This window comes from Streptomyces milbemycinicus (genome assembly GCF_002154605.1).
Lineage (GTDB): Bacteria > Actinomycetota > Actinomycetes > Streptomycetales > Streptomycetaceae > Streptomyces > Streptomyces milbemycinicus.
Genome location: NZ_MUNE01000202.1, coordinates 1 through 2,500, shown reverse-complemented (window position 1 = coordinate 2,500; position 2,500 = coordinate 1). Strand labels below are relative to the sequence as shown.

The 2,500-nt window shown below is 70.5% G+C and carries 3 protein-coding genes and 1 pseudogene; 2 read left to right on the top strand and 2 right to left on the bottom strand.

From position 1 onward, the window contains the following. Positions 1-38: 38 nt before the first annotated feature. Positions 39-776 (bottom strand): IPT/TIG domain-containing protein, encoded by a 738-nt coding sequence (locus CCN51_RS17635; protein ID WP_014180014.1) that lies wholly within the window; start codon positions 774-776, stop codon positions 39-41. A gap of 374 nt (positions 777-1,150) precedes the next feature. Between CCN51_RS17635 and CCN51_RS59985 the strand changes: the two are divergent. Then, positions 1,151-1,579 (top strand): annotated as a pseudogene (locus CCN51_RS59985) (YncE family protein); the annotation flags it as partial. Between the two features lie 64 nt (positions 1,580-1,643). Then, positions 1,644-1,874 (top strand): IPT/TIG domain-containing protein, encoded by a 231-nt coding sequence (locus tag CCN51_RS54980; protein ID WP_078610660.1) that lies wholly within the window; start codon positions 1,644-1,646, stop codon positions 1,872-1,874. 22 nt (positions 1,875-1,896) lie between these two features. Here CCN51_RS54980 and CCN51_RS17620 read toward each other — a convergent pair whose 3' ends face one another. Beyond that, the gene (locus CCN51_RS17620; RefSeq protein ID WP_086859721.1) at positions 1,897-2,445 is read right to left on the bottom strand and encodes a TetR/AcrR family transcriptional regulator; all 549 of its coding nucleotides are present in this window, start codon (positions 2,443-2,445) and stop codon (positions 1,897-1,899) included. Between the last annotated feature and the right edge of the window lie 55 nt (positions 2,446-2,500).

The following is a 2,500-nucleotide window of genomic DNA, read 5'->3' as shown; positions in this document are numbered from 1 at the left end:
GAGACGGCCGCGGCCGTCTCCCGCCCCAGAAGGGTCGATCATCCGGGCGGGGGCGCGTAGACGAAGGTCTGCGTGGAGTCTGTGCCGCCGGGGGTGGTCACATTGACGGTGACCGTCCCGGTGCCGGCCGGGGCGTAGGCGATGAGCTGGGTGTCGCTGTTCACCACGAAGGCGGCCGAGGTGGCGCCGTAGGTCACACTGGTGGTGTCGCTGAGGCCGGTGCCGACGATGGTGCTGGCGGTCCCGCCGGTCTCCGGGCCGGTGCCCGGGGTGATGCTGGTGGTCGTGGGCGCGGCCTCGTAGGTGAAGAACAGCCCGTTGGTGGAGCCGCCCTTGGTGGTGACGGTGACCCCCACGGTCTGGGCGGTGGCGGAGGTCGGCGCCGTGACATTGAGGGTGCTGTCGTTGACCACGGTGGGGGTGGCCGAGCCGACGCCGGCGAAGCTCACCGACGAGGCGGTGCTCAGGTTGGCGCCGGAGATGGTGGTGGTCGCCCCGGCCAGCGGGCCCGAGGTGTTGCTGAGGGCGGTCTTGATCGGCTGGGGGACGTAGAAGTAGTTGACGGGGCTGGTGGTGCCGCCGGGCGTGGTCACCGTCACGCCCACGACGCCGTTGCCGGAGGGGGCGGTGGCGGTGATCTGGGTGGCGGAGTTGACGGTGAAGGTGGCGGATTTGGTGCCGAATTTCACGCTCGTCGCGCCGGTGAAGTTGGTCCCGGTGATGACGACCGAGTTCCCGCCGGCCGCTGGGCCTTGGGTGGGATTGAGTGTTGCCATGGGGAGGCTCCTTTTGAGGTGTGCGGCGGATCTCCCGGATGCGGATGGTGATTGCGGTCTCCGCTGCCATGGATTGCGGAAAGGCCGTTTCGGATCCGTGCAGGCGGGCCTGCGCCGGGGGACGGGAAGCCGCTGGCCGAGAGGGGGTGGCGGTCCGTTAGCCGGCAGATCGGGACTCGCGGGCCTGGTTCGCAGCCGGTAGCTCTGCGAGTTGGCTGCCTCTCAGGATCGATTGAACGGAATGTTCGATCAGCTGAGAAGGGCGCGCGTGATGCCGCTGGGAGTGAATATGACTGTATGAAAACGCAACGCACCGGGGAATTCCACACCGGAGTGCTTCCATACCGTGCCGGTTCCCCTTCACCCGGCCGGATATGGCTGCTGAAATTCTTGTGATGAGAGTTCACAGGGGGGTGTCTCTGCGCGGGCCGTGCCGAACGTACCGGACCCGTGCGGAAGGAGTTGTCATGCCGCTCCCCGCTTCATCGCCGCGGGCGCCCGCGGCGTCGGCCGGTCCGCTGACGCAGATACCCGTGGGCCACGGCCCCATCGGTATCGCGATGGCCCCCGACGGCGCGCACGCCTATGTCAGCAACTTCGGCGCGGACTCGGTCAGCGTCCTCGACACCGCCACCGACACCGTCCTGACCACCATCACCGGCTTCAACCTGCCCCGAGCCCTGGCCCTCACGCCGGACGGTCTGCGCCTGTACGTGACCAACTACGGCGGCAACTCGGTGTCCGTCGTCAGCACGTACAGCAACTCCGTCGTGAGGACGATCGGCGGCCTGTCCATCCCGTTCTACGTGGCGGTCGCCCCCAACGGCAGGCGCGCCTATGTGAGCGTGGACGGCACCGGTTCGGGCCCTGTCGCCGTCCGGCGGCCCGGTGGGCGGCGGCAACACGGTGGTGATCAGCGGCGACCACCTCAGCACGGCGACAGCGGTGAAGTTCGGGGCCACGAGCCTGTTCCCCACCGTGGACTCCAGCAGCCAGATCACCGTGACCGCCCCGGTGGCGCCGGGCCCCAGGGACGTCCTGGTCCAGGTCATCACCCCGGGCGGCCCCTCCAACGCCCTCACCTACGCCTATGCGTAGGCCGATGTCCGGCCCGAGGCTGTCAGTCGCGCGGCGGCGCCGACTGCCCCAGCAGGGCGAGGAAGGACCGGAAGGCGGCCGGCATGTCCACCGCCTCCGGGTCGTGCAGCCACTGGTACTGCAGCCCGTCCATCACCGCGACCAGCAGCGGCGCGGCCTCCTCGGGCCGCAGGCCCCCGGGCAGCCGGTCACCGAACTCGCCGCGCAGGGTGGCCGCCATATCGGCGCGCACCCGCTCATAGCGCCGGGTGAAGAACTCGCGGGCCGGGTGGTCGTCGGTGACGCTCTCGCCGAGCAGGGCGGAGAAGGTCTGCACGATCCCCGGCCGCATGGCGTTGTAGTCCACCAGTGAGGCGAGCAGATCCAGCGGCCAGGCGGTGGACTCGTCGCGCCGCGCGGAGCCGGTGTCCCACTGGTCGCGCTCGGCGAGCACCGCGACGAGCAGGGCCTCCTTGGTGGGGAAGTAGTGCAGCAGACCCTGCTGGGTCAGGCCGACGCGCTCGGCGACGGCGCCCAGGGTGGCGCCCCGGTAGCCGCGCTCGGCGATCACTTCGAGCGCACAGCGGACGATCTCGGCGCGCCGCTCCTCGCCGCGCGCCCCGCGTCTGGCGCCGCCGCCCCCGCCC

Excerpts from the sequence above, each read along its gene's own strand:
- CCN51_RS17635 (WP_014180014.1), bottom strand. The coding sequence starts at position 776 with ATGGCAACACTCAATCCCACCCAAGGCCCAGCGGCCGGCGGGAACTCG.